Source organism: Streptomyces sp. NPDC006510 (assembly GCF_040611955.1).
Taxonomy (GTDB): domain Bacteria; phylum Actinomycetota; class Actinomycetes; order Streptomycetales; family Streptomycetaceae; genus Streptomyces.
Map to the genome: position 1 here is coordinate 32,111 of NZ_JBEXPH010000026.1, position 22,137 is coordinate 54,247.

The 22,137-nt window shown below is 68.4% G+C and carries 15 protein-coding genes and 3 pseudogenes; 6 read left to right on the top strand and 12 right to left on the bottom strand.

What is annotated here, in order from left to right; all coding sequences use genetic code 11:
* Positions 1–93: 93 nt before the first annotated feature.
* The 4 genes from ABZY11_RS11505 to ABZY11_RS11520 all read right to left on the bottom strand — a co-directional run bounded on the left by ABZY11_RS11505 (position 94) and on the right by ABZY11_RS11520 (position 5,556).
* Complete coding sequence (locus ABZY11_RS11505; protein WP_356478929.1) at positions 94–1,428, bottom strand: beta-ketoacyl synthase N-terminal-like domain-containing protein; 1,335 nt, start codon at positions 1,426–1,428, stop codon at positions 94–96.
* Between the two features lie 127 nt (positions 1,429–1,555).
* Positions 1,556–1,765, bottom strand: a complete 210-nt coding sequence (locus tag ABZY11_RS11510; RefSeq protein WP_356478930.1) for a DUF5988 family protein — start codon at positions 1,763–1,765, stop codon at positions 1,556–1,558.
* A gap of 2,428 nt (positions 1,766–4,193) precedes the next feature.
* The gene (locus ABZY11_RS11515) at positions 4,194–4,688 is read right to left on the bottom strand and encodes an ATP-binding protein (protein WP_356478931.1); all 495 of its coding nucleotides are present in this window, start codon (positions 4,686–4,688) and stop codon (positions 4,194–4,196) included.
* A 706-nt stretch (positions 4,689–5,394) separates the two neighbouring features.
* Positions 5,395–5,556 (bottom strand): hypothetical protein, encoded by a 162-nt coding sequence (locus ABZY11_RS11520; protein WP_356478932.1) that lies wholly within the window; start codon positions 5,554–5,556, stop codon positions 5,395–5,397.
* 879 nt (positions 5,557–6,435) lie between these two features.
* Between ABZY11_RS11520 and ABZY11_RS11525 the strand changes: the two are divergent.
* Positions 6,436–7,305, top strand: a pseudogene (locus ABZY11_RS11525) (carboxylesterase family protein); the annotation flags it as partial.
* A gap of 59 nt (positions 7,306–7,364) precedes the next feature.
* Here the strand turns inward: ABZY11_RS11525 and ABZY11_RS11530 are convergent.
* From ABZY11_RS11530 to ABZY11_RS11560, 7 genes and pseudogenes are all read right to left on the bottom strand, one after another.
* Entirely contained in the window at positions 7,365–7,970 is a 606-nt protein-coding gene (locus ABZY11_RS11530; protein WP_356478933.1) for a phospholipase domain-containing protein, read from the bottom strand.
* Positions 7,928–9,295, bottom strand: a pseudogene (locus ABZY11_RS11535) (phosphocholine-specific phospholipase C); the annotation flags it as partial. The gene ABZY11_RS11530 and the pseudogene ABZY11_RS11535, both read right to left, overlap by 43 nt.
* A 4-nt stretch (positions 9,296–9,299) precedes the next feature.
* Positions 9,300–9,989, bottom strand: coding sequence for an HAD family phosphatase (locus ABZY11_RS11540; RefSeq protein WP_356478934.1), 690 nt, complete (start codon positions 9,987–9,989; stop codon positions 9,300–9,302).
* A gap of 159 nt (positions 9,990–10,148) precedes the next feature.
* On the bottom strand, positions 10,149–11,285 hold the full coding sequence (locus tag ABZY11_RS11545; protein ID WP_356478935.1) for an ABC transporter ATP-binding protein: 1,137 nt from the start codon (positions 11,283–11,285) through the stop codon (positions 10,149–10,151).
* A pseudogene (locus tag ABZY11_RS11550) lies at positions 11,282–12,108 on the bottom strand (ABC transporter permease subunit). The gene ABZY11_RS11545 and the pseudogene ABZY11_RS11550 overlap by 4 nt, the downstream one beginning before the upstream one ends.
* Positions 12,096–12,944 (bottom strand): ABC transporter permease subunit, encoded by an 849-nt coding sequence (locus tag ABZY11_RS11555; RefSeq protein WP_356478936.1) that lies wholly within the window; start codon positions 12,942–12,944, stop codon positions 12,096–12,098. The pseudogene ABZY11_RS11550 and the gene ABZY11_RS11555 overlap by 13 nt, the downstream one beginning before the upstream one ends.
* Positions 12,945–13,029: 85 nt before the next feature.
* Positions 13,030–14,124, bottom strand: a complete 1,095-nt coding sequence (locus ABZY11_RS11560) for an extracellular solute-binding protein (protein WP_356478954.1) — start codon at positions 14,122–14,124, stop codon at positions 13,030–13,032.
* Between the two features lie 317 nt (positions 14,125–14,441).
* Between ABZY11_RS11560 and ABZY11_RS11565 the strand changes: the two genes are divergently transcribed.
* A complete protein-coding gene (locus ABZY11_RS11565; protein WP_356478937.1) occupies positions 14,442–15,155 on the top strand; it encodes a GntR family transcriptional regulator in 714 nt (237 codons plus the stop codon).
* 201 nt (positions 15,156–15,356) lie between these two features.
* On the opposite strand, the gene ABZY11_RS11570 is transcribed toward ABZY11_RS11565, so the two are convergent.
* Complete coding sequence (locus ABZY11_RS11570) at positions 15,357–15,983, bottom strand: cupin domain-containing protein (RefSeq protein WP_356478938.1); 627 nt, start codon at positions 15,981–15,983, stop codon at positions 15,357–15,359.
* Positions 15,984–16,158: 175 nt separating this feature from the next.
* Here ABZY11_RS11570 and ABZY11_RS11575 point away from each other — a divergent pair, with 175 nt between their 5' ends.
* From ABZY11_RS11575 to ABZY11_RS11590, 4 genes are all read left to right on the top strand, one after another.
* Positions 16,159–17,319, top strand: a complete 1,161-nt coding sequence (locus tag ABZY11_RS11575; RefSeq protein WP_356478939.1) for an alanine racemase — start codon at positions 16,159–16,161, stop codon at positions 17,317–17,319.
* 319 nt (positions 17,320–17,638) lie between these two features.
* Complete coding sequence (locus tag ABZY11_RS11580) at positions 17,639–19,255, top strand: helix-turn-helix domain-containing protein (protein ID WP_356478940.1); 1,617 nt, start codon at positions 17,639–17,641, stop codon at positions 19,253–19,255.
* 129 nt (positions 19,256–19,384) lie between these two features.
* A complete protein-coding gene (alr, locus tag ABZY11_RS11585) occupies positions 19,385–20,638 on the top strand; it encodes an alanine racemase (protein ID WP_356478941.1) in 1,254 nt (417 codons plus the stop codon).
* A 146-nt stretch (positions 20,639–20,784) separates the two neighbouring features.
* On the top strand, positions 20,785–22,134 hold the full coding sequence (locus tag ABZY11_RS11590; protein ID WP_356478942.1) for an amino acid permease: 1,350 nt from the start codon (positions 20,785–20,787) through the stop codon (positions 22,132–22,134).
* The last annotated feature ends 3 nt before the right edge of the window (positions 22,135–22,137 follow it).

Below are 22,137 nucleotides of genomic sequence, written 5' to 3' on the forward strand. Positions count from 1 at the left end.
CCCGCTCTGCTGACGGCTCATCCGGGCTCGCGACGCGCACGGGCAGGGGCCGGGCCGGGTGCCGTGGAGGGCTGAGGGTTGCCGGGGCGGGCCTCAGACGTCGGGGCTTGCCAGGAGGATCGCGCTCTTCACCCCGCCGACCTGGTAGTTGAAGCTCAGCGCGTAGTCGAAGTCGAGGGGCCGGGTGCGTACGCCGGGAACGGGGTCGAAGGTGAGGTTGTCCGCCGGCTGCTCGCAGTTCGCGGTGGGACATACCTGGCCGCGCTCCATCATGAGCAGGGTAAGGGCGACGCCGAGACAGCCCGCGGGCGCGCCGTTGTGGCCGAAGCAGCCTTCCTGGGATGTCATCAGCAGGTCCTGGGCGGCGGAGCCGTACAGTTCCTTGATCGCGTTGGCCTCGAAGGCGGTGACCACCACGTTGCCGTCGCTGCCACCGTGGACGTAGGGCACCTGGCCGATCTCCCAGCGGTCTGCGAGGCATCGGCGGACGGCGGACACCAGCTCGCGGCCTGTCTCGTCGGAAGCCAGGGGGTTGGTCAGCCCGTCGCGGGTTGTGGCCTGGGCGAGCACCTGACCGTAGAGGTGGGCCCCGCGCCGGGTGGCGTGTTCGCGGCTTTCCATGATGACGGTCACCGATCCCTCGCCGTGGTTGATGCAGTCGGCACGCCGGTCGTAGGGGCGCATGAGGGAGTCGAAGGACGGCAGGAGCGCGGGCATGTCGTCGGACCGGATGATCTCGTACGTTTTCTGGGCGCCCTGCAGCAGGCGCTGGATGTTACGGATCAGTTTGACGCTGAAGATGTCGACGCCGGTCACGACGGCGAGGTCGACCTCGCCGCCGGCGATCAGGCGTCGGGCGTTGCCGATCTGCACCGCGGATGACGCGCAGCCGCACGAGACCGTGAAGTTGGGGCCTTTCGACCGGGACAGTGCGCCTTGGACCAGGGCGACGTCGGAGGGAGTGACGGCCTGTTCTGCCGCGACGAACAGTTCCATCGCCTCCGTCACGCGGATGGTGTCGGGGTCGGCTCGCAGCACGGCGAGGTAGCTGTCGATGTTCGCGTCGATGCCGCCGCGTCCGGCGAGGATCGCCGCGTCGGCCAGGTCGCCCGAGTAGGGGTCCAGTTCGGCGTCCGAGCAGGCCTGCGCCATGGACACCAGGCCGAACCGGTGCGCTGCGGTGTAGTGGCGTGAGAAGAAGGGGACGATGTCGGGGAGGTGTTCGTCGAACATTGCGTCCGAGAGGTCTACGGAGCCGTAGTAGGCGTTGCTCTGCGTGAGGCAGGAGGCCCCTCGGGAGGCGATGTTCCACAGGTCGTCCGCGGTGAAGACGGGGTGTCCGTCACCGGGAAGGCAGAACCCGATCCCGGTGACCACGGCATCCCGCGCGTGCCGGCCGCCTCCCGGGAGGGGGGCCGCCCCGCTCACGACACACCTGCGTGCAACAGAGAAGTCGTCATTGTGATCCCCTCCGGATCAGTTGGCAGCACCCGCACGTAACCGGCTGTGTGGTGCTGGGGAAGAGATTCCGCAGCGGCCGGATTCGAGCAGGTATCTATTCGGCAATGTATGTGCGGTAGATCCACCGGTAGACCGGCAGCATTTCACCGTCGAGTTCGGCATGGTGATCCGCGAACTCAAAATGCTCATAACCGTTCCGGTGGGGAACCGTCACTCTTGTTTCAGTTTCCAGTGATTTCACTTCCCAGGCCGGCGGAGAGCCCTCCGGTCCTCCGCTGAGCATGACGCGAATCGATTGAGGCATAGCGCTCTCCAGTCGGGAGAATCAGCGCTGAGTGATCAGCAAAGACGTTGGCTCGATTGTTTTCCGCTACGCCGCCCCGAGTGCAGCTGGAAATGCTTCCACCACAGAACGGTGAGTGTCACCATGCCGCGCAACTGGTCCAGGAATCCCCTGTGCGGCGCGTCACTTTCCGTCGCGCCGGAGCCGGTCCAGAGGCGGCGCGGACGGTATCGGTGACCGGCCTCGCGTACGGAGGGACGTGGCCGCCACGGGGTCAAAGCCGGCAGCGTGCGCCATCGTGACCGCATTGACCAGCGCGGTTTCGGGGCGCGGAGCGGGGGTCCGGGCGTGGACGGCTGTCGGGATCACGACGGGCCCCGATCGCGGGAGACAGGCCCTGATGGCGGATGGGACAGCACTGGGAACTCGCATGGCGCCCCTTTGACGAGGTGATGCGAGCCGCCTCTTCCTTGCCCGGGGGCGCTCATTGCGACGAACGATCCCGATGCTGCGCACAACTGGCCGGCCAGTTGTGCGGCGGATCGTCGGTTGCCGCACTCCCCGGAGAGGAGGGCAGCCCACCGGTTGGATTCAAAACGGTTATCCCACAGGGCTGAATAATCCCGCAACGAGGCCGCTTGCAATTCACCCGTATGGCGTAATGCAGTGAACGGTGGACTCCGTCTTCCCGGCGGGCTCCGCAAATCCTGCCCCACCGGCCACGAATTCGCATTCGTGACGGTCCGCCACCGGGGTGTCGCGCGAATGGAAATGGTCCGCGCTCCGGCAATTATCCGGCAGTGGCTGGTTGCGGTGAAATGATCTCGGGGTGGCTGCCGCCGTCACGGCGGCAGTGGCCGGCAGCCGGCCACCGCTCCCGGAGCAGATTTCGGACTGGGCCGATCGGGTGACCCGAGGACGCAGCGGCAGAGGAAACATTGCGACGCGGACTGCGCCCGATCAGGCCGCGCCGCCCGGGAGCCGGCAGGGACACGATCCGCCGCCGGCGCCACACCCCCGCGCCGACCCCACCCCGCAGACGCAAGCCGCCTGCAACCACTCACCACCGATTCGGTATTTCCGGGCCTCTTTCGGCCCGGCCTCTCCCCCGCACCTCCCGGCAGTCCACCAGGACGCGGCCCGGGCCGGAATCTCGCAAAACGCCCCTCCTGCCCCTCGCAAAACGCCCCTCCTGCCCCCCTCGCGGGACGGGCCCGGGACCCCGGCGACGGCGAGAGCCGCCCAACCGGTCCCGCGGTCCGGGAGAAGGCGGGCACGGCTCGGCAGGCAGCCGTGCGGGACCTGATCTGCTACCGCCGGCCGGACGGGACAACCGGTTCACACGGCGCCCAGAACGCCCGGATCAACTCCGCCGGACTGCCGGCACGAGTCCCGGGCGAGGCCGGGCAGCTGCGTCATGGGCACAGCGCGACGACTGCTCGCGAAGAGAACTCGGCGTGCCCGGGCAGACCACAACGGGGAAAACGCTGACAGGCACTGGCCGCCGGTCAGTGCCCGGACCTCGTCCTGCCGGCCGGGCCGGCGCAGATCCGCGCGGCACTCACCGAGCGCCCCGGAGACCAGCCGGACCATTCCACACCGGACGGCCGGCGCCCGGAGCCTCCCAGCGAAAGGAATCCGGGGCGAAGGAGACCATTTCTCCCAGGCACCGGGACAGCCGGCGCCGACAGGAGCTTTGCCGTTTGAGAGAAGGCGCCGGCCGGCACGTCGTGTGCCACCACCGGGCTCCTTCCCGCTCGCCCGGCGCAGCCGGATGCTCCAGGGAACTGAATCGGCCCGGGCCAGGCCCCCTCGTGCGCCGCCCCGTCCACGGAGGGCCGAAGACCCGCAGCCATCCGTCGCCCGGAAGACCGCCGCGGTGCAGCACGCCCGCGCCCACGTACGGCCTGGCCGTCACCTGCGGCCGGAGAAGCCACGCCCCACCCCGGACCTTCAGGCGAAAGCACCTCAACGGACACCGGCCCGGCACCGGGTGTCTTCCTGAGTTCCGGCCGGGCCGGTTCCCCGGCGCCCATCAGCTGCCTCGGCCCAGGCATGTCCGCATCGTCGCGCCTGCACCCCGCGCCTTTGCCGGCAGGGCGCTTGGGCGATGCACCCGCCTGCCGAGATGACCTCTGTGCGCCTCGGCAAAACCGGCGGACGGCACAGACCGCACGGGACGCAGAGCTCCGGACCGGCCACGGCCTTGGTCCAGCCGGCCGGCGCGGGACCTGAAGCGGCCCCGCAACCGATGTCTTCAACCGGGCCGTGCAAGGCTCCTCCAGCGGCACGAGGACAACCTCGCTCTCGGATGCTTCGTGTTCCCGGAATACGGCACGAGACTGAGGTCACCGGAGGACCGGGCTCGCCGTCGAGCGCCCGGCCGGCCCGGTGAACCGGCGCCGCAGGCGCTGTTCACCGGGCCGGGGACGTGAGTTGGCGACGGATTTCACCCGGCCAGTGCGATCCGTGCCCAGAACGTGCGGCCCCCGCCGGTCTCCTGCCGCGTTCCCAGTGCCTGCGCGGACTGCGCAACCACCGCCAGACCCCGGCCGTACTCGCTGGCGTTGCCGGCACGGTGCGGGACCAACGGGGTACCCCCCTCATCCTGGACTTCCACGAGAAGCCAGTCACCGTCCTTTTGCAGACGGCCCGTGACCGAGAGGCTGTTGGTATGGACGATGGCGTTGGTCATCAGCTCAGAGATCACGAGCAAGGCCGCACACCGGGCACTTTCGTCCGATATACCCTCGGAGTCCATCCACAGCCGGGCCAGTTGACGGCAGACCGGCACCGCCCGCTCCAATGCCGGCACGCGGAACGAGACCGGTCGCCCGCCGGAGCGGCCGCCGGCCAGGGCCCGGGCCGACGCCGTATCCGGCCACTGTTCAATCTCTTGGGGGGACAGTGCGATCTGCGCCCCCGGCCAAGCAGTCGGCAGCATGGTTCTTCCTCTCTCGCCCCGGGCCTTGCCCAGGTGACGGGGCGGCAGGTTTGCACCTTCGGACACAACGCGGCACAAACCGCCGGCCGCGGATTCCTGCTGTACCGATGCGCTCGCCGGGCAGGGACAACCGTGCCGAGAGCCGAGCGGGCGGTTCAGTGACGGGAAGCAGCGCGCACCCGCCCGACGCCGACCTGCCGGGCGGTGTCCGGACGATGCCGGCCACCGGCCCTGGAGATGATTCAGTGCCGTGAAAAGGCGCCAGACTCCCTGCTCCGGCAAAGCCCCTGCGCCGTGCGCAAGGGTGAGCGGGCCGGCCGAGCACAGCGCGAGAGCGACGGGTACCCCTGCCGGCCGGTGTCGCACCGCACCGGCCCGAGCGGTCCCACCGCAGAACTCAGGAGTCCGAAACCGGGCACTGCACGCCGGAATGGCCGCCAAGGAAGCTCGCACGGTGTCCCCACAGAGGTCACTTGGGCCGCCGCGCCAGCCGGCACCACCGGCACCGACTGGCGGATCCAAACCCCTCCCACGGGAGTGCCCATTGCGGCAGTCCCACCCGGCAGATCCCCAGGCTTTCACCTCACCTGGACAGCTACGAGAGAAATGAGCAGCCGCTCCCCCGGAGAGGGTGGGCGGCCCACCGGTTTGGATAGTGACAGTTATCCTCTCGGGCGCACATGACAGCAACAAAGTCGACAGGATGTCACCCGAACGGCGTACCCATGACAATATCCTCGCCCTTCTCCTCCGGACCGCTCCAAGACCCACCGGGCAGGCCGCCGTCAATCATCTGGATGAAGTGCTTCATGCGCGCGGGCAGCCCGCGATACCGCGGAACCGGTACCGCACGACGCAACGGATCCACTTGGCGAATCGCTTCTTCTGACTTCCCTTGACGACCGCCGGCCCTGCCAGTTCATGGCATGATCCGTCCGGCCTGATCCCGTTGACGACCGCCGGCCCTGCCAGTTCTTGGCATGATCCGTCCGGCCTGATCCCGTGAGAGAATTCGACAGCCGGTAACGTCCTGCAGAGCCACAAGACGTCGCAACATCACACCCCCCGCTCTGCGCCCAGTGCGCACTGCGCCACTGCGGCCGACACCAACGACTCCGCCGAAGCCGCACCGTCACAGGCCAGACCACCCCCCGGCACCACAAATCACCCGGTCCGCACACGGCACGAAACAGCCCTGCCGACCGTCACGAGCAGGCACTTTGATGCGATCTGCACAGTGAGCCATCCACTCGTACCGCAGCACTGCAATGATCGTTTGACGCCGGGTCGCGAAATATGCAGCCTCATTTCTGCAGCCCATGAAGTCGCACGCCGACGAGGGACTCAACCATGAAAAAGACGCCCGACCAACACGCTCCCAACGAAGCCTTCAGGTCAGGCGATCGAGCCGTGCAAAGCTCAGCAGCCACAACTGCATAACCACCGGACGTTTCCGCTCTGCACCACTCGGACCCTCCCGGAGAACCCACATCCATACGAAAAGCAGAATTCCTCCCACACACAAGTCGGCCGAGCCTCGATCTCACAGATGAAACACGAGACGGATCCTTTCCACCACCACATCGATTCAACCGGACAGACCCTCGATTGATTACCACCCCGCACAACCGGCCGAGCAGGGACAACAAGAGCCCGGCGGGACTCCCGCAGCCCCCACGCATTCAGCCCTGCCCACACACCACCAACCCGCAATGCGAGTCGCTTCAGTCGCTGAAAGCGAGTACGTAGCGCCGCCAGCCCTTGCTACACGCTCGAAATCGCTGCGGCAACCACCCGCGAGGTCGCTGCGGCGGCGGGCTGCCCTGCCACACCCGAGGGCCTGACATCGGCGACTCCGCAGGCCCTGATCACCGCCTCCGACCAGGTGATCGACGACTACCGGCATGAACCCACCTCCGGATCCCGCCACTACGACCCCTCGCTCTACGCCCCAGTCCTTGACGGCGATGTCCTGCCCACCGACCCCCTCACGGGGATGGCCGCCGGCGCGACCCTGGGAGTGGACCTGCTGGTCTGCCACACCACGGAGGAGTACTGGTTGCTCGACGCCGTCGGCAGCAGTGCCAAGATCACCACCGCTGAACAGCTTGCTCTCTTCGCTGAGGATTTCGGCCTTCCTGACGGCCTGGTGGCCGGCTATCGCGCTGCGATGCCCCATGCCCCGGTGCTCGACGTCTACCTCGCCGTCTTCGGTGATCTCCTGTTCGGCGAGTACAGCAACCGACTCGCCGAGCTTCATGCCCAAGCCGGCGGCCGGGCGTTCCTGTCGCGTTTCGATCGTCGGCGCACCGGCCCGCACGGAGTCGTGCGGGCCTGGCACTGTGCGGACATCCCCTTCGCCTTCGGCAACCTGGACAGCGACTGCCTGGCATTCCTCATCGGCGGCGCACCCACCTCCGCAGACCATGGACTGGCACGTCGCATGGTGCGTGCGTGGTCCGATTTCGCTTCCACCGGAAACCCGGGCTGGCCATCGGTCAACAACTCCACGGCCCAGGCCAAAATATGGAGCACCGATGACAACCCCACCGACGACAAGCCCGCCGCTGTCCGTGCTCTTTGGGCCAGGGCCGACTTTCCAGTCCTTTGTCCGTGAACCGGGGGCGGGCCCTGTCCTGTCCGGCGCCGGGTCCTGGCAACGCCGGCGCGCACTGATCAGGGATCTTTCATGAGAGCCGGTCCGGGACCGATGACCTCGGAAATCCAAGAATCCGGCGTCACGTCCGGGATCGCGTGCACTGTCCCGGCATATCGCCGGACGAAGCCGGTGTCACCATCAGCCGTGACAGTCATGTCATACCGCCCGCCGTCCGTGGGCCAGGTCAAGGAGACCTTCTCGCGTGGGCCCACCAGCCGAGTGAGTTTCACGCGGCCGGGGTCGTTCGGGGTGACGGTGAAGCGCACTGCCGTCCCACCCTCGTTGGCCAGCAGCAACGCGACGGACGCGTTCTCCGGCTTGCTGCCCCGCAGGACCGCTGTCACCTGAGGCGCGGCAGCGTCGTTCCGATCGGGCGCGGTAACGGTCCTTGCGAAGCGGCAGACGAATCCGTCTGCGCCGTGGACGGTGAAGTCGTAGCGACCACCGGTGCGTACGGCGTCCCATTCATAGTGGCGGTGCTCCGCGGCGCAACGGTGAGCGGTGTTCCGGCGAACGGCCTGACGATGTTGGGGAACACCGTGAAGTGGAAGGCCGCGCTTCCCTCGTTGGTGAGGGTGCAGGTGACCTCGCCGGTGGCGCGGTCCAGCGCGACGTCGGCCCATGGGCGGTAGGGAAGCGGCCGCTGTGGGCGAGGACCGCCGGGTTCCTGCGTCGGCATGGCCTGTGCGCCTGGGGCCGGAAGCTGCACGGGCGGCAGTTCCTGCGCTGCGTCGGCCTGCTCCATCAGCGCGCGGGTGTCGGGGAGCGCGGGGATCGAGTAGTCGGGCCGGGTGAAATCGAAGCAGCTGGTGAGGTCTCCGCAAACGGCGCGGCGCCACTGCGAGATGTTGGGTTCTCGCACGCCTGTGACGAGCTCCAGAAAGCGCAGCACGGAGGTGTGGTCGAAGACCTGGGAGTTGACCCAGCCGCCGTGCGACCACGGGGATATCACCCATAGGGGCACACGGTTGCCCAGCCCGATCGGCTGCCCGTCCACAAACTCCTCGGGGGTGCCCGCGGGCGGGAAGGGCGGCACGACGTGGTCGAAGTAGCCGTCGTTCGCGTCGTACATCACGAGGAAGACGGTGTGCCGCCACACCTCGGGGTTGGCGAACACCGACTGTAGGGCGGTGTTGACCCAGCGCGCGCCGTAGGCCGGGCCGGCGGTCGGGTGCTCGCAGAACAGGTACGGGGAGACCAGCCAGGACACCGTCGGCAACGTACCGTCCTTGCACTGCGCCTCGAAGGCCGCGAGGTCCCACTTCGTCATCGCGTTGATGTAGCGCGGATCGTCCTTGTCGAAAGCATGGAACTGGCTGAAGTACTCAAGAGCGTTGTCCTCATAGTTGCCGTCACGCTCGTCGAGTCCGGGTGTGTGGTAGACGCGCCAGGAGACGTCGGCTGCCGACAGGCGCTCCGCGTACGTTGTCCAGTCGCACACCGGACTCTCGGGCAGCGGGGTGTTGTCGATCCACGGCCCGGTGGTGCCGTCGCGGCCCGGGCCGACCGTGCCGGTCCACAGGTAGAGGCGGTTGGGGCTGGTGGGTCCGGCCAGGGAGCAGAAGTACCCGTCGCAGAGTGTGAACGCGTCGGCGAGCGCGTACTGGTAGGGGATGTCCTCACGGGTCAGATAGCCCATGCTCCGCTCACCCTTGGCGGAGGTCCAGCGGTTCATCGCGCCGTTGTTGATGGCGTCGTGTCCGGACTCCCAGTCGTGGGGCAGGCCGTCGGCGTTCTGCGCGTTGAACTTCGTGGAGTCCATCCGGTAGGGCAGCAGGACGCCGCCGTCGGTGCGGGACAGGGCGGGTTGACGAAAGACACTGTCGCCGTTCGGGAACGTCAGTGCTTGACGGTCATCGAACCCGCGCACGCCGTTCAGCGTGCCGAAGTAGTGGTCGAAACTGCGGTTCTCCTGCATCAGGACCACGACGTGGCGGATGTCGTCCATGGTGTCAATTCCCTTTCGTGGAAGTGAGCAGGGACGCGAGCAGACTCAGATCTGCCCTCTCCAAAGAGTCGATGACCAGCCGCCCCGCCGCGAAGGGGATCGGTACGGTGGAGGGAACGGCCAGCACGACGCACCCGGCGGCCTCGGCTGCGGCAACACCAGTGGGCGTGTCCTCGACGACCACGCAGACGCGCGGATCAACGCTGAGGGCGGCGGCCGCCGCAAGGTAGGGATCAGGTGCCGGCTTGGTGCGGGCGGTGTCCTCGACGGCGAAGGTCAAGGTGAACCGGTCTTCGCCCAGGGCCTTGCGGACGAGGTCGACGACGTGGCGCGGTGACGCGGAGACGATCGCCGTGGGGACCTCGGCTGCGGCCAGTTCGTCCAGCAGGCGCAGTGCGCCCGGGCGCGGGACGACGTCCTGGGCGACCAGAGCGGCGAACGCCATGTCCAGGTCGGTGGCGAGCACGCCGGGGTCGGGGGCCGCAGGGCCGCCGGTGCGGTGGAGGTGAGCCGCAGTGTGCGCCGCCGGACGGCCGAGCACGTGAGGCGTGTCGGCATCGGTCAGGGGCCGCCCGATCGCGTCCGCGATCTGTTGCACTGCGGCCCACCACAGCCGCTCCGTGTCGACGAGCGTGCCGTCCATGTCGAACAGCACGGCAGCGGGACGGCCGGGGGTGGGGTTGCGATGGTTCATGGGTGTTTCTCCAGTGCGTGGCGATCGGGTGGAAGCGGAGGCTCTTCGCATCGAATGCCTGCAAGGTCGGCGGGACGGGTCTGAGACCAAGGTGTCGTCGTCGGGTGGCGGAGGTGGCCGGAGGCGTCAGCTTCCATCGCCGCGGCCGTGCTGGAGGCGTCAGCTTCCATCGCCGCGGCCGTCTGGCTGGCGGTGGCGATCCACCAACACCGGCCGGTCGGGAAGCGTCAGCGTCGCCGTCGCACCGACGTGGAGTTTGGCCGTCGAGTGAGTCGGCACATCCGCCAACACCTCGGTGCCTTCGGCCAGGCGTACGGTCAGCCGGGTCGTCGCGCCCAGGAAGGCTGCGCCCACGATCCGGGAAGTGCCGTCGTCGTCCGCCGTGACCCCGACTGCTTCCGGCCGCACCAGTACGTCCAGTTCGCCGCCTCCGCCGTCGGCCCCGGCGAAGCCCGGTAGCCTCCCGCGAACCGGCAGCGTGCGGCCGAACGCGCATACAGTCCCGCCGTCCGCCCCCGGCCTGGCCGGTATGCGGCTCATCACTCCCACGAACTCGGCGACGAACGTGGTCGCGGGGCGTTCGTACAGCTCTGCGGGCGGTGCGCACTGCTCCAGTCTCCCGGCGCGCATCACCGCGACCCGGTCGGCCATGGACAGGGCCTCTTCCTGATCGTGTGTCACGAACAGTGTGGTGATGCCCAGTTGCTGCTGGAGACGGCGGATCTCCTCGCGCAATGACTGCCGTACCTGTGCGTCGAGCGCCGAGAGCGGCTCGTCGAGCAGCAGGACGCGTGGCCGCAGGGCCAGAGCCCGGGCCAGCGCGATGCGCTGCTGCTGGCCACCGGAGAGCTGGCGCGGATAGCGGGCAGCGTGTTGCGCCAGCCCCACCAGTTCCAGGAGTTCTGCGGCGCGAGTCCGCCGCGCGGCTTTGCCCGTCCCGCTCATCCGCAGCCCGAAGGCGACGTTGTCGAGGGCGTTCATGTGCGGAAAGAGGCTGTACGACTGGAACACCATGCCCGCGTCACGGCGATGTGCGGGAACGCGCGTGATGTCTTCGCCGTCCACCAGTACCTTGCCCGCGTCGGGTCGTTCGAAGCCGGCGACCATGCGCAGTGCGGTGGTCTTGCCGCAGCCGGACGGGCCGAGCAGTGCCAGGAGTTCGCCGGGGCGGACGTCCAGGTCCAGTCCGTCCAGTGCCGTCGTGGTGCCGAAGGCGCGGCGCAGCCCCCGGAACTCCACGGTGGAGCCGGCTCGCGTCGGGCCGACGGTGGTCGGATCGGTGAGAAGGTCGGTCATGAGGTCTCCTTGGGGCGGCGCGTGCGTCCGGTGGCACTGATCACCAGCAGCAGAACCCAGGTGCCGAGGAGGCCGACCATCGACACGGCCACCGACATCTGCGCCTGCGCGCCGCTGATGGCAACGATCCATACGGCGAACGGCTGGTAGCCGAGAACCGCTGCGACGGTGTACTCGCCGAGCACGAGTGCCAGGGTCAAGAACGCTGTGTTGAGCAGTGCCCCGCGAATGTTGGGCAGCACCACGTGGGCGAGGGTGCGGGGCCATGAGGCCCCGCAGGACCGTGCGGCCTCGACGAGTACGCGCAGGTCAACGGCCGACAGCCCTGTGTCGAGCGTGCGGTATGCCAGCGGCAGCGCCATCAACGAATAGGCGAACACCAGGACGAGAGGGAATTCCGGGGCCTGGAGCGCGACCATGAGGTGGAAAAGGGGTGTGCCGGCGAAATGGTCGGGTCCCCAGCGCAGCACCGTGCCGATCCCGCGACCAGGGCGACGGCCGGCACGACCAACGGCAGCATGCACACGGTCTCAACGAGCACGCGCAGACGAGGAGCGGCCAGCCGCACCGTGACCAAGGCCGGTACGAGCAGCCCGAGAACGAGCGCGATGGTGGCTGTGGCCAGTTTCAGGGTCAGGGCGAGACTGGCTGTGAAGCCGTCGGCGTTGAAGATGCCGGTGTAGGCATCGAAGCCGACAGTCTGGCGGGAGCCGCCGATTCCGACGCTGAAGCTGATGGCACATGCGATCGGGACGAGGAAGTACACACCGGTGAGCAGCAGCACGGCGCCCCGCCCGTATCCGGTCCTGTTCAAGCGAGCCATCGCGTGCTCCTACGCTGCAAGGGCACCTGAACGGCCATGACGAGCCCTGCGACCAGCACCATGTCGACGCCGAGCGCCAAGGCGGCGTTGCCCTCGCCGACCAGAACGTTGCCGGAGAGCGCGTCCGCGATCTGCATGGTGACCAGCGGTACCGAGCTGCCGACCATCGCGGCGGCAGTCGCGTAGGCACTGAACGCGGTGCCGAACAGCAAGACATAGCCACCGAGCAGCGATGGCATGAGAATCGGCAGGGCGACGTGCGTCCAGTACCTGAAGGTACCGGCGCCGTTATTGTGGGCAGCCTCCCGCCAGTGCCGTCGCAGCCCCTCCAGAGCGGGGGCCAGTGTGAGCACCATGAGCGGAATCAGGAAGTAGAGGTAGACGAGGGTCAGACCCCAGAAACCGTACAAATTCCAGCCGAGCCCGAGGAGATGGAAGCGGGTGGTCAGCACCCCGGCGTTGCCGAGTGTCGCCACGAAGGCGAAAGCGAGAGGCACACCGCCGAAATTCGCCAGTACGCCCGCGTCGGCAAGGATCGCCTCGCGCAGCGCGCGGAATCGTGAGGTGACGACCGCGTGGGCGATCGGCAGACCGACGACCGCGGCGATCAGCGCGGAGACGGCTGAGAGCTTGATGCTTCCGATGAGTGCGGTCAAGTAGGAGCCCTGCAGCGAGGCGCTCATGTTGGCGCCGGTGAAGTGGGCCCCGCCGGGCACGGTATCGGGCGTGGTGAAGGCGCCGAACACCATTGTCCCGGCGGGCAGTCCGAACGCCACCGCGGCGAAGACGAGCAGCGGACCGGCGCCCAGCCGGCCTGCCGAGCGCGGAAGGCGCAACCGTCGGGCGGAACCGATACCGGTAGGGGTGCTGCGGCCGGAGGGCGAGTGGGGTTGGCGTCTGCGGCGACCGTCTGGAGGTCACTCATCCGCTGACGACCCGGCCCCAGCCCTGGACGACGGCCTGCTTGGCCGTGCTGAGCTGATTCTCCGTCGGGAACGCCGTAGTGCCGCCGGGTGCCTGCGGGAGCTTGGCAGCGATGGTGGTGTCGAGCGTGCCGGCCTTCTGCATCGCGGGCATGAGCACGGGGCGGGCGTGGCCCTTGAGCCACAGGTTCTGGCCTTCGGGGCTGTAGAGGAACTCCTGCCACAGGCGGGCGGCGGGGTGCGGTGCCCACTTCACAATGGCCTGGGAGTAGTACTCGGCGTACACGCCGACGGTCGGAACCCTCACCTTCCAGTCGACGCCCTTGGCGCGGAACTTGTCGGCGTAACCGGCGTTGAGGTAGTCCCAGTCGATGCTGATGGGAGTCTCTCCCTTCTGGATGGTCGCAGGGGTCGACTCGACGGGGTTGAAGTTGCCGGCCTTGTTCAGTCGGGTGAAGAAGTCCAGGCCAGGTCCGATGTCGTCGAAGGAGCCGTGGTTGGCGAGCGCCGCCGCGTACACGGCGCCGAAGGCGGATCCGGACTTCGTCGGGTTGCCGGTCAGCGCGACCTTGCCCTTGTACTGCGGATCGAGCAGGTCGGCGAAGGTCTTCGGGCACTTCTTGACACGGGTCGCATCACACCCGATCGAGACGTATCCGCCGAAGTCGTTGTACCAGCGGGCCTGAGCGTCTTTCTGGGCCTTCGGAATCTGATCGAAGGCGGAGAATCGGTACGGCGCCAGCAGGTTCTGCCCTGCCGCGCTGATGGCGAAGGCCCTGCCCACGTCGATGACGTCCGGGGAGCGGTCCTGGCCCTTGCGGGAGGCGGCCGCGTTGATCTCGTCCTGGCTGGAGGCGTCAGGGTTCTCGACCTCGACCTTGATGCCGTACTTCTTCTCGAAGGTTTCGATGATCTGGCCGTAGTTCGCCCAGTCACGAGGAAGGGCGATGGCGTTCGACTTGCCCTCCTTCTTCGCGGCTGCGACGAGGGCATCCATGCCGCCGAAGTCCTTTGCCGAGGTGGCGGTCGCGGCCTTGCTTCCGCTGCCTCCCGCCCCATCTGCACTGGTCAGGCCGCATGCACCGAGTCCCAGCGCGGCCGCACTTCAAGGGCGCAGGCAAGGCTCAGGGAGCGAATGTGGTGCAGTCTCACTGAAGTCTCCTAGGTGAGTAAGTTGGCTGTACAACTCGACTCATTACCCCGGGGGGCGGTGTACGGAAGATGAACGCAGACGAACGCGCCAAGGAGCCTCTCGGGAAGAGATCGCGGACCGTTCGACGGGAGGACCTGGCCGGTGAGGCAGGCTCGGGGAACGGATAGGGTCATGCCGGAGCGTCGATGGGCGACCGAGGAAGGGAGAGCGGGATGGCAGTCGCGGGGGGCGGTTCCACCGGAGCCCGGTACCGACGGTTGGCGGCCGACCTGCGCGAGGCCATAGCTGACGGCACCTACGGGTCGGACGGTCGGCTGCCCAGCGAGGAGCGGCTCGCCCAGCAGTACGGTGTGTCACGTGGCACCGTCCGTCAGGCGCTGGCCGTGCTGCGCGCCAACGGTCTGGTGACCTCCCGGCGAGGCACGCGTCGCGTCGTTCTCGGCACGGCACGGACGCAGAGTTTCTACGAACTGCTGAGCTTCACCCGCTGGGCACGCTCGCTCGGAGAAGAACCGGGCGGCCGCACGATCGACATCGAACGCCGTCCCGCAGAGCCGTTGGAGTGCGAGCAACTCAGCCTCGGGCCTGGGGAATTGATCTACCGAGTGCTCCGGCTGCGGACGTTGTCGCGCGTTCCGGTCATGATCGAGCGGACGATCTACCCCGAGCGCATTGGCCTCCTGATCGAACGCCTGGATCCCCACGCGATCTCGCACACCGATCCGCTGGCGGAGGAAGGAGCGGTGTTCGCGGACACGGAGCACACCATTGACCTCGTCTACGCCGATGCCGACGATGCGCGCCTGCTCGGCTGTGCCCCGGATGGACCGCTGATGCGGGAGCGGCGACGAGCCACGGATCAGGCGGGCAGACCGTTGATGTGGTCGGACGACCGCTTTCTGCCGGGCACGGTTGCCTTCACGGTGCACAATTCAGTGGCGACGACGGCACTGTCGCGCCGACGCGGCTGACTGATCGTTCCGGAATGATCGGCGTGTCGGCCGCGACCGAGCGGACCGGCCATACCTGCCGCCCTCTGCCGCGCAACGGCGGTCGGCACACGCCCGCTGTCGCCGCCCGGAACTGGGCCCAGCACTCCAGCCGGGCCTGAGCCGAGTTCCGGTGCCGCCGGCCGAGGCGCCGCTGCGGTCGTGCGGCCGGTTCGGCACTTCTCAGAATCTCGGCGGTGTCTCCGACCAGACGCAGACCGCCGGGGCTGTGCCCGGGTTGTGGTACCGGTGCGGGGTGGAGGAGTCGAAGCTGACACAGTCACCGGGCTGCAACCGGTAGTGCACGCCGTCGATCCAGTAGTCCAGCTCTCCCTCCAGAAGGAGACCGACTTCTTCGCCGGCATGGGTGTGCGGGTTGTCGCCGGAGGCTGCTCCCGGAGCCACCTCCAGCATCATCATCTCAAGTCGCCCCACGGGGCTGGGGTTCAAGAGCGTATAGGTGATGCCCTGCACACCCGCGCGGGTGAGTTCGACGCGTTCGTGAGGACGCGTGAGCACACGTCGTTCACGGTCGACCGCGTGGAAGAGCTGGCTGAGGGTCGTGCCGAGGGCGTCGACAATCGTCCGCAAGGTGTTGATCGTGGGGCTGTTCACCTCTCGCTCCACGTTGCTGAGGTAGCTGCGGGACAAGCCCGTCTCCTCTGCGAGCTGCTCCAGCGTGAGGCCTCGCTGCAGGCGTTCCCGGCGCAGGTGTTGGCCGATGCCGTCATCGGGCGAAGACTGTGGCGGACTCGGCCGGCGATCGTCAGCAGGCACGGTACAGATCCCTTCATCCAGTAAACAGGACACGGATCCATTATATTGTGCAGCCGAGCGTCAGGGCACACGCCGATCTCATCCGAAAGAACACACTTCGCCTGCTTGCTCCTGGCTTCACCATGCGGTGACGGGAGGCTCTGCAGGGCATGCGTTCGGCGGACTTTGCAGAGGAGTGCTCGCCCGCGAATGGAAACCCGGAGGACTGATGGACCACGACGACACGGCACCCACCGTATGCGGAGTGCCGGAGCTGCCCCAGCTTCGGATCGACGTACGGGCACTGGAACACAATGTGCGCCTCATGGCGGACTGGTGCCGTGATCGGGCCGTGGAGCTGTGCCCGCACATCAAGACCACAATGACACGCCCCATCGTCGAGCGGCAGATGGCAGCCGGGGCGTGGGGTGTCACCGTCGCCACGGCAAGGCAGTGCGGCATAGCGCTCGGCTGGGGGGTGCGGCGCGTCATCATCGCCAACGAGGTGATCCACCATTCCGACCTCGTCCTCCTGCGGCGGTGGCTCGATGAAACACCTGGGCTCGAGCTGTACTGCTTCGTGGACTCGATGGTCGGGGTGGGCCTGGCACGACAGGTCATGGAGGGGACCCGTAACCCCCTGCGCGTCCTCATAGACGTCGGCACGCAAGGAGGGCGGACCGGGACGCGGGAGTCCGCCGCAGCGTACGATCTCGCCACGGCATGCCAGGCATCACCGGGAATCCTCTTGGCAGGTGTCGCGGGCTACGAAGGTATTCGGCCGAATCGCCGGGACGCACTCACGATCGCAGACGTCGACGCACACTGCCGGAATGCAGTCTCGCTCTTCCGCAGTCTTGCACCTCTGTTCGAAATCGTGCTGCCCATCGTCAGTATGGGCGGCTCCGCCTTCCCCGACCGGGTTGTCGATGCGCTTTCGGATCTCGCGGGGCCGTCCGGTTTCCCGCCGATGGTGCCCGTCCTGCGATCGGGCTGCTACGTCACACACGACCACGGCACGTACGCCCACGTATCGCCGCTGCCGGAACTGCGCCCAGCACTGACCGTCCGGGCGGTCGTGCTCTCTGCGCCGGAACCGGGACAGGTCGTCGTCGGCGCCGGGAAACGCGAACTGCCCTACGACGCCGGACTGCCGGTCCTCATCGGCTCCCGCGACGCACAAGGAGCGCCTCGGCCGGGCGCGCGGGCCACTGCGGCGGACATCTACGACCACCACCTGGTCCTCTCAGACGCCCACGGCCTGAACGTAGGCGACCAGGTCGACCTCGGAATCTCGCACCCCTGCTCTGCCTTCGACCGGTGGCCCGACATCAACGTGGTCGATGGCGAAGGCCACGTACAAGACGTATGGCACCCCCGATTCCGCTGAGTGATGGCCCGACCGCCGCCGCGGCAGTCGGCTCCGTGGCCGAGGAGCGTGGAATGAGCAGGATGCGGGCGATGATCTGCATGGTCGGACAACACAGCAGGCTGAGCTTGCGTGACGCCGGCTTCCTGCGCGGTCTCCCAGTGACTGCTCCTGTTGGTTGCCGTGCTCGATGCGGGCCGGCACGCCGGGATCCGCAAACTCGCGGGGTTCAGTGCGAGGAATCCAGTTCCAGCAGGCCGAGCCGAGCAGTCCCCCGACGGCCACGGCTCGTTGGCGCGGTGCACGATTGGTGGACTGTTCGGTGTACAGGTGGTGGCTCATGATCGGTCTGCAGCGCATTCTCGACACCGTCGGGTCGGCCGTGCTGTCAGCAGTGTGCGTTCCCGTGGGCACATCGGTTCCCGTGGGCGACGTGGTGATCGCGGAACCGGACGGTGAACTGGAGTTGCGCGCGGGCGATCTCGTTCTGGGCGTGAACGTGATCGACCGAAAGGCAGTCCTGCGGCTGGTGTCGCGGTGTGCCCGGCGGTCCGCGGGCGCAGTGCTCCTCAAAACCCCGGCGGCGGCCGACGCGGAGGTGATCGCGGCGGCAAGCGCCGCGGGCGTCGCACTGGTGCAGGTCTCGCAGCAGGCAGGCTGGACGCAGGTGGTGTCGCTGCTGCGCGCAGCGCTCGACAGCAAGGGGCTCGCCGAGTCCGCCGCGAGCCTGGGAGCGACCGAGGCCGGAGACCTGTTCGGTGTGGCCGACGCGATCTCCGGCATCATCGACGCCCCCGTCACCATCGAGGACCACAACTCCCACGTACTGGCCTACTCGACCCGCCAGGAGCGCGGCGACGAGGCACGGGTGGCAACCATCATGGGCCGGCACGTCCCGGAGGAGGTGAACGCGCACTTCCGGCGGCAGGGAGTCTTCCGCAGGATCGCCCAGGACACCAGACCGATCTACGTTCCCGCCGTCGTGGAGGGGACCAAGCCCCGGCTCGTGCTGCCGGTCCACGCCGGAGGGGACGTCCTCGGCTCGATCTGGGCGATCGTGTCGGGTCCGGTCCCGGACGACCGGGCAGCGGCATTCGCGGACGCCGCCGACGCCGTGGCGCTGCACCTGCTGCGTCGGCGCGCGGAGGCCGACCGGGAGCGCCTCGCCCTGACGGACATGGTGGCACGTGTCCTGCACGGGAAGGACGGAGCCGCTGACGCGGCCCGCCTCCTCGGCCTGACGTCCGGCCCATGGCGCGTGATCGCCGTGGGCGTGCAGTGCGAGGACACCGACGAGGCCGAGAGGAAGCGCCTGACGGTACGCGAACGGCTCTCCCGGTTCCCTGGATCGCGTCTGCGTTCGCCCGCCGCCGTGATCGGCGATGTCGTCTACGGCATCGTCCACGCCAAGGTGGTGAGTTCCGCCTCCGGAAGCCGTTGTGAGTGGCTGCGCGCACTCGGCGACACGGCCGGCCGGGCGATGCCACTGGTCGCCGTGGGCGGGCTCGCCGCCACGGTTCACGGACTGGCCGCCTCCCGGGAGCAGGCCGATGACACCCTCGGGCTGCTCGCGGCGGGCCTGGTCACGGGCACCGAGGCCGTCCACGACGATGTGTGGGCCAAGGCGGTCCTCCGGCGAGTGGCGATGGCCGCCTCGGCTGCCCGGGCCATGGGCACCGGACCACTGCGACAACTGGTCGACCACGATCACCAGTGCGGCACGAGCTATGTGCCGACGCTGGAGACGTGGCTGGAGGAGATGGGCGACCCAAGGGCCACCGCCGCCCGGCTGCACATCCACCCGAACACACTCCGCCACCGGATGCGCCGTCTGCAGGACACCGTGGATCTGCGGCTCGACTGCCCCGAGGTCCGTTCCGCACTGCTGCTGCAGCTCACCGCCCGCCGGTATGGACCGGACGGTGTCCCGCGTCCCGAGGCGCGGTACGGCGCTTGACGCAGCCCGTCAGGGCCCCACCTCCATTCGGGCGAGTCAGCGCTCCGCCCCCGTTGTTCCAGCAGCACTCCCCGTCGTCGCAGGACGGTGCCGTCCACACGATGACGGCGTGTTCCCCTCGTCGCCACCATGGCTCCACCCGCAAAGCCGGGCATCGGTGAAATTCCATGGGAGGACAACGGCGTGAAGATCGGCATTCCCCACGAGGTCGGCGACCGCGCGGACCCGGAGCAGCAGCACACGCCGCTCGCACAAGCGCGGATCGATCTCGCGGCTATCCGCGCCAACACGGCCAGGCTGCACGATGCGGCAGGCGCCGCCGAAGTGATGGCCGTGGTCAAGGCCGACGGTTACGGGCACGGCATGGTGCCCTGCGCCCGGGCCGCACTGGCCGGCGGCGCCACGTGGATCGGCGTCGCGCGCCTGCACGAGGCGTTGGCACTGCGCGCGGCGGGCATCGACAGCCGGATCCTGGCCTGGCTGCTGTCCCCCGGTGACGACTGGATCTCAGCCATAGCCTCGGGGATCGACCTGTCGGCCGGCGCCACGTGGGCCGTGGAGGCGGCGGCCCGTGCGGCTGATACCGCAGGCCGCCCCGCCCTGCTGCACCTGAAGATCGACACGGGTCTCGGGCGCGGAGGCGCCTCCTGCGCCCACTGGCCCGAGGTGCTGGACGCCGCGGCCCGCGCGGAGGCATCCGGGCACGTCCGGGTCGTCGGTGTCTGGTCCCACCTCACCGATGCCGACTCCCCCGGCCACCCCGAGTCCGACAAGCAACTGGAGACCTTCCGCGAGGCAGTCGCGCTGGCGCGGAAGGCCGGGCTGCGCCCTGAGGTGGTGCACCTGGCCAACTCGGCCGCCACGCTGACCCTTCCGCAGACCCACTTCGACCTTGTGCGCCCCGGGCTCGCGGTTTTCGGGCTCAGCCCGATACCCGGGTCGGCCGGTCCTACGGCCCTGGGGCTGCGGCCGGCGATGACGCTCACGGCACGGCTCGCCTCCGTCAAGCGCGTCCCCGCCGGGCACGGAGTCTCCTACGGTCACCGCTATCGCACATCCCGCGAGACGACACTCGGCCTGGTTCCTCTCGGCTACGGCGACGGCATACCCAGGCATGCCTCCGGTACCGGACCGGTGCTCGCCGCCGGCCGATGGCGCACGGTGGCAGGAACGGTCTGTATGGACCAATTCGTCCTTGACCTCTGCGACGACACCGCGGCGGTCGGCGACGAGGTCGTCCTCTTCGGTCCCGGCGACCGCGGAGAGCCCGGCGCCGAGGACTGGGCACGTGCCGCCGGGACCCTCTCGTACGAGATCGTCACCCGCATCGGCGCCCGGGTGCCGCGCACGTACACCGACGGTTCGAGCCAGACCGAACGCTGACGTCACCACGTCACCGTTCCCCATCAGAAAGCACCTGCATGTCTCACCGACCCGTACCGCATTCCCCCCAATCCCCCGTGCGAGAGGCATCCGCTTCCTCGCCGCCGGGAGACCTGCATCGCGGCCTGCGGCCCCGCCATATCCAGATGATCGCCATCGGCGGAACGATCGGCGTCGGGCTGTTCCTCGGCTCGGCCCGAGCGATCCACGAGGCCGGGCCAGGCCTGCTGGTCACCTACGCCACCGCGGGTCTGGCCGTCTTCTTCGTGATGCGCGCCCTGGGCGAACTGCTGGTGTACCGGCCCGTGTCCGGTTCATTCGCGACATACGCGGAGGAGTTCCTCGGCGACTGGGCCGGCTTCGCCACCGGCTGGAGCTACTGGTTGATGTGGGTCGTCACCGGTACCGCCGAGCTGACCGCCGCGGGCATCTACGTCCGCTACTGGTGGCCCGATGTGCCCCAGTGGCTGCCGGGGCTCGTCGCCCTGGCCGTTCTGGGCCTGGTCAACCTCGCCGCGGTGCGCATGTTCGGCGAATTCGAGTTCTGGTTCGCCCTGATCAAAGTCCTGACCATTCTGGCGCTGCTGGTGATAGCAGCCGCCATCCTGATCTTTGGATTCGGCCCCCTCGGCGACACCGCGTCACTCAGCAACATCTGGACGCACGGTGGCTTCTTCCCGCACGGTACGGCAGGGCCGCTGCTGGCCCTCCAGGTCGTCGTCTTCGCCTTCGTCGGTGTCGAGCTTCTCGGTGTCACCGCCGGCGAGAGCCAGGACCCCCAAAAGACTCTTCCCTCGGCCGTACGGCGGGTGATCTGGCGGATCGCCCTGTTCTACCTGGGCGCGCTCATCGCCATCATGGCCTTGGTCCCATGGAACCAACTCGACCCCCACACAAGCCCGTTCGTACTTGTCTTCGCCAAGATCGGCATCCCTGCGGCGGCCGGTGTCGTCAATGTGGTCGTCCTGACGGCAGCCCTGTCCTCCTGCAACAGCGGGATCTTCTCCACCGGCCGGATGCTGTTCACCCTGGCCGGCGACCGGCACGCACCGACCGTGTTCGTGAAGGTCAGCCGCCAAGGAGTGCCCGCTCCCGGAATCCTCGCTTCGATGGCCGTCATGCTCATCGGCGTTGCCGCCAACTACGTTGTTCCGGACAAGGCCTTCGCGTACATCACCAGCGTGGCCACCATCGCCGCCCTCTTCACCTGGGGCGTCATCGTCTGCGCCCACCTGCGGTTCCGGGCGGCCGTACGCGCCGGGCGACTGCGACCGGTCGCCTTCCGCATGCCGCTGGCGCCCGCCTCGAACTACTTCGTCCTCATCTTTCTCGCCTTCGTGGCCGTCCTGCTCGCCTTTGACGCCGATCAGAGGATCGCGTGGTACGTGGCCCCGTGCTGGGCGGCCGTCCTCACAGTCGGCTACCGCATCGCCCGCCGTGGCCGACCGGCGGATACGCGCTCCCCCCAGCCCGGCCGCTCGCTGCGCGACTCCTGACCG

Excerpts from the sequence above, each read along its gene's own strand:
- ABZY11_RS11515 (WP_356478931.1), bottom strand. The coding sequence starts at position 4,688 with ATGCTGCCGACTGCTTGGCCGGGGGCGCAGATCGCACTGTCCCCCCAA.
- ABZY11_RS11575 (WP_356478939.1), top strand. The coding sequence starts at position 16,159 with ATGGACCACGACGACACGGCACCCACCGTATGCGGAGTGCCGGAGCTG.
- ABZY11_RS11580 (WP_356478940.1), top strand. The coding sequence starts at position 17,639 with ATGATCGGTCTGCAGCGCATTCTCGACACCGTCGGGTCGGCCGTGCTG.
- ABZY11_RS11590 (WP_356478942.1), top strand. The coding sequence starts at position 20,785 with ATGATCGCCATCGGCGGAACGATCGGCGTCGGGCTGTTCCTCGGCTCG.
- ABZY11_RS11530 (WP_356478933.1), bottom strand. The coding sequence starts at position 7,970 with ATGGGCCGACGTCGCGCTGGACCGCGCCACCGGCGAGGTCACCTGCAC.
- ABZY11_RS11545 (WP_356478935.1), bottom strand. The coding sequence starts at position 11,285 with ATGACCGACCTTCTCACCGATCCGACCACCGTCGGCCCGACGCGAGCC.
- ABZY11_RS11510 (WP_356478930.1), bottom strand. The coding sequence starts at position 1,765 with ATGCCTCAATCGATTCGCGTCATGCTCAGCGGAGGACCGGAGGGCTCT.
- alr (WP_356478941.1), top strand. The coding sequence starts at position 19,385 with ATGGCTCCACCCGCAAAGCCGGGCATCGGTGAAATTCCATGGGAGGAC.
- ABZY11_RS11540 (WP_356478934.1), bottom strand. The coding sequence starts at position 9,989 with ATGAACCATCGCAACCCCACCCCCGGCCGTCCCGCTGCCGTGCTGTTC.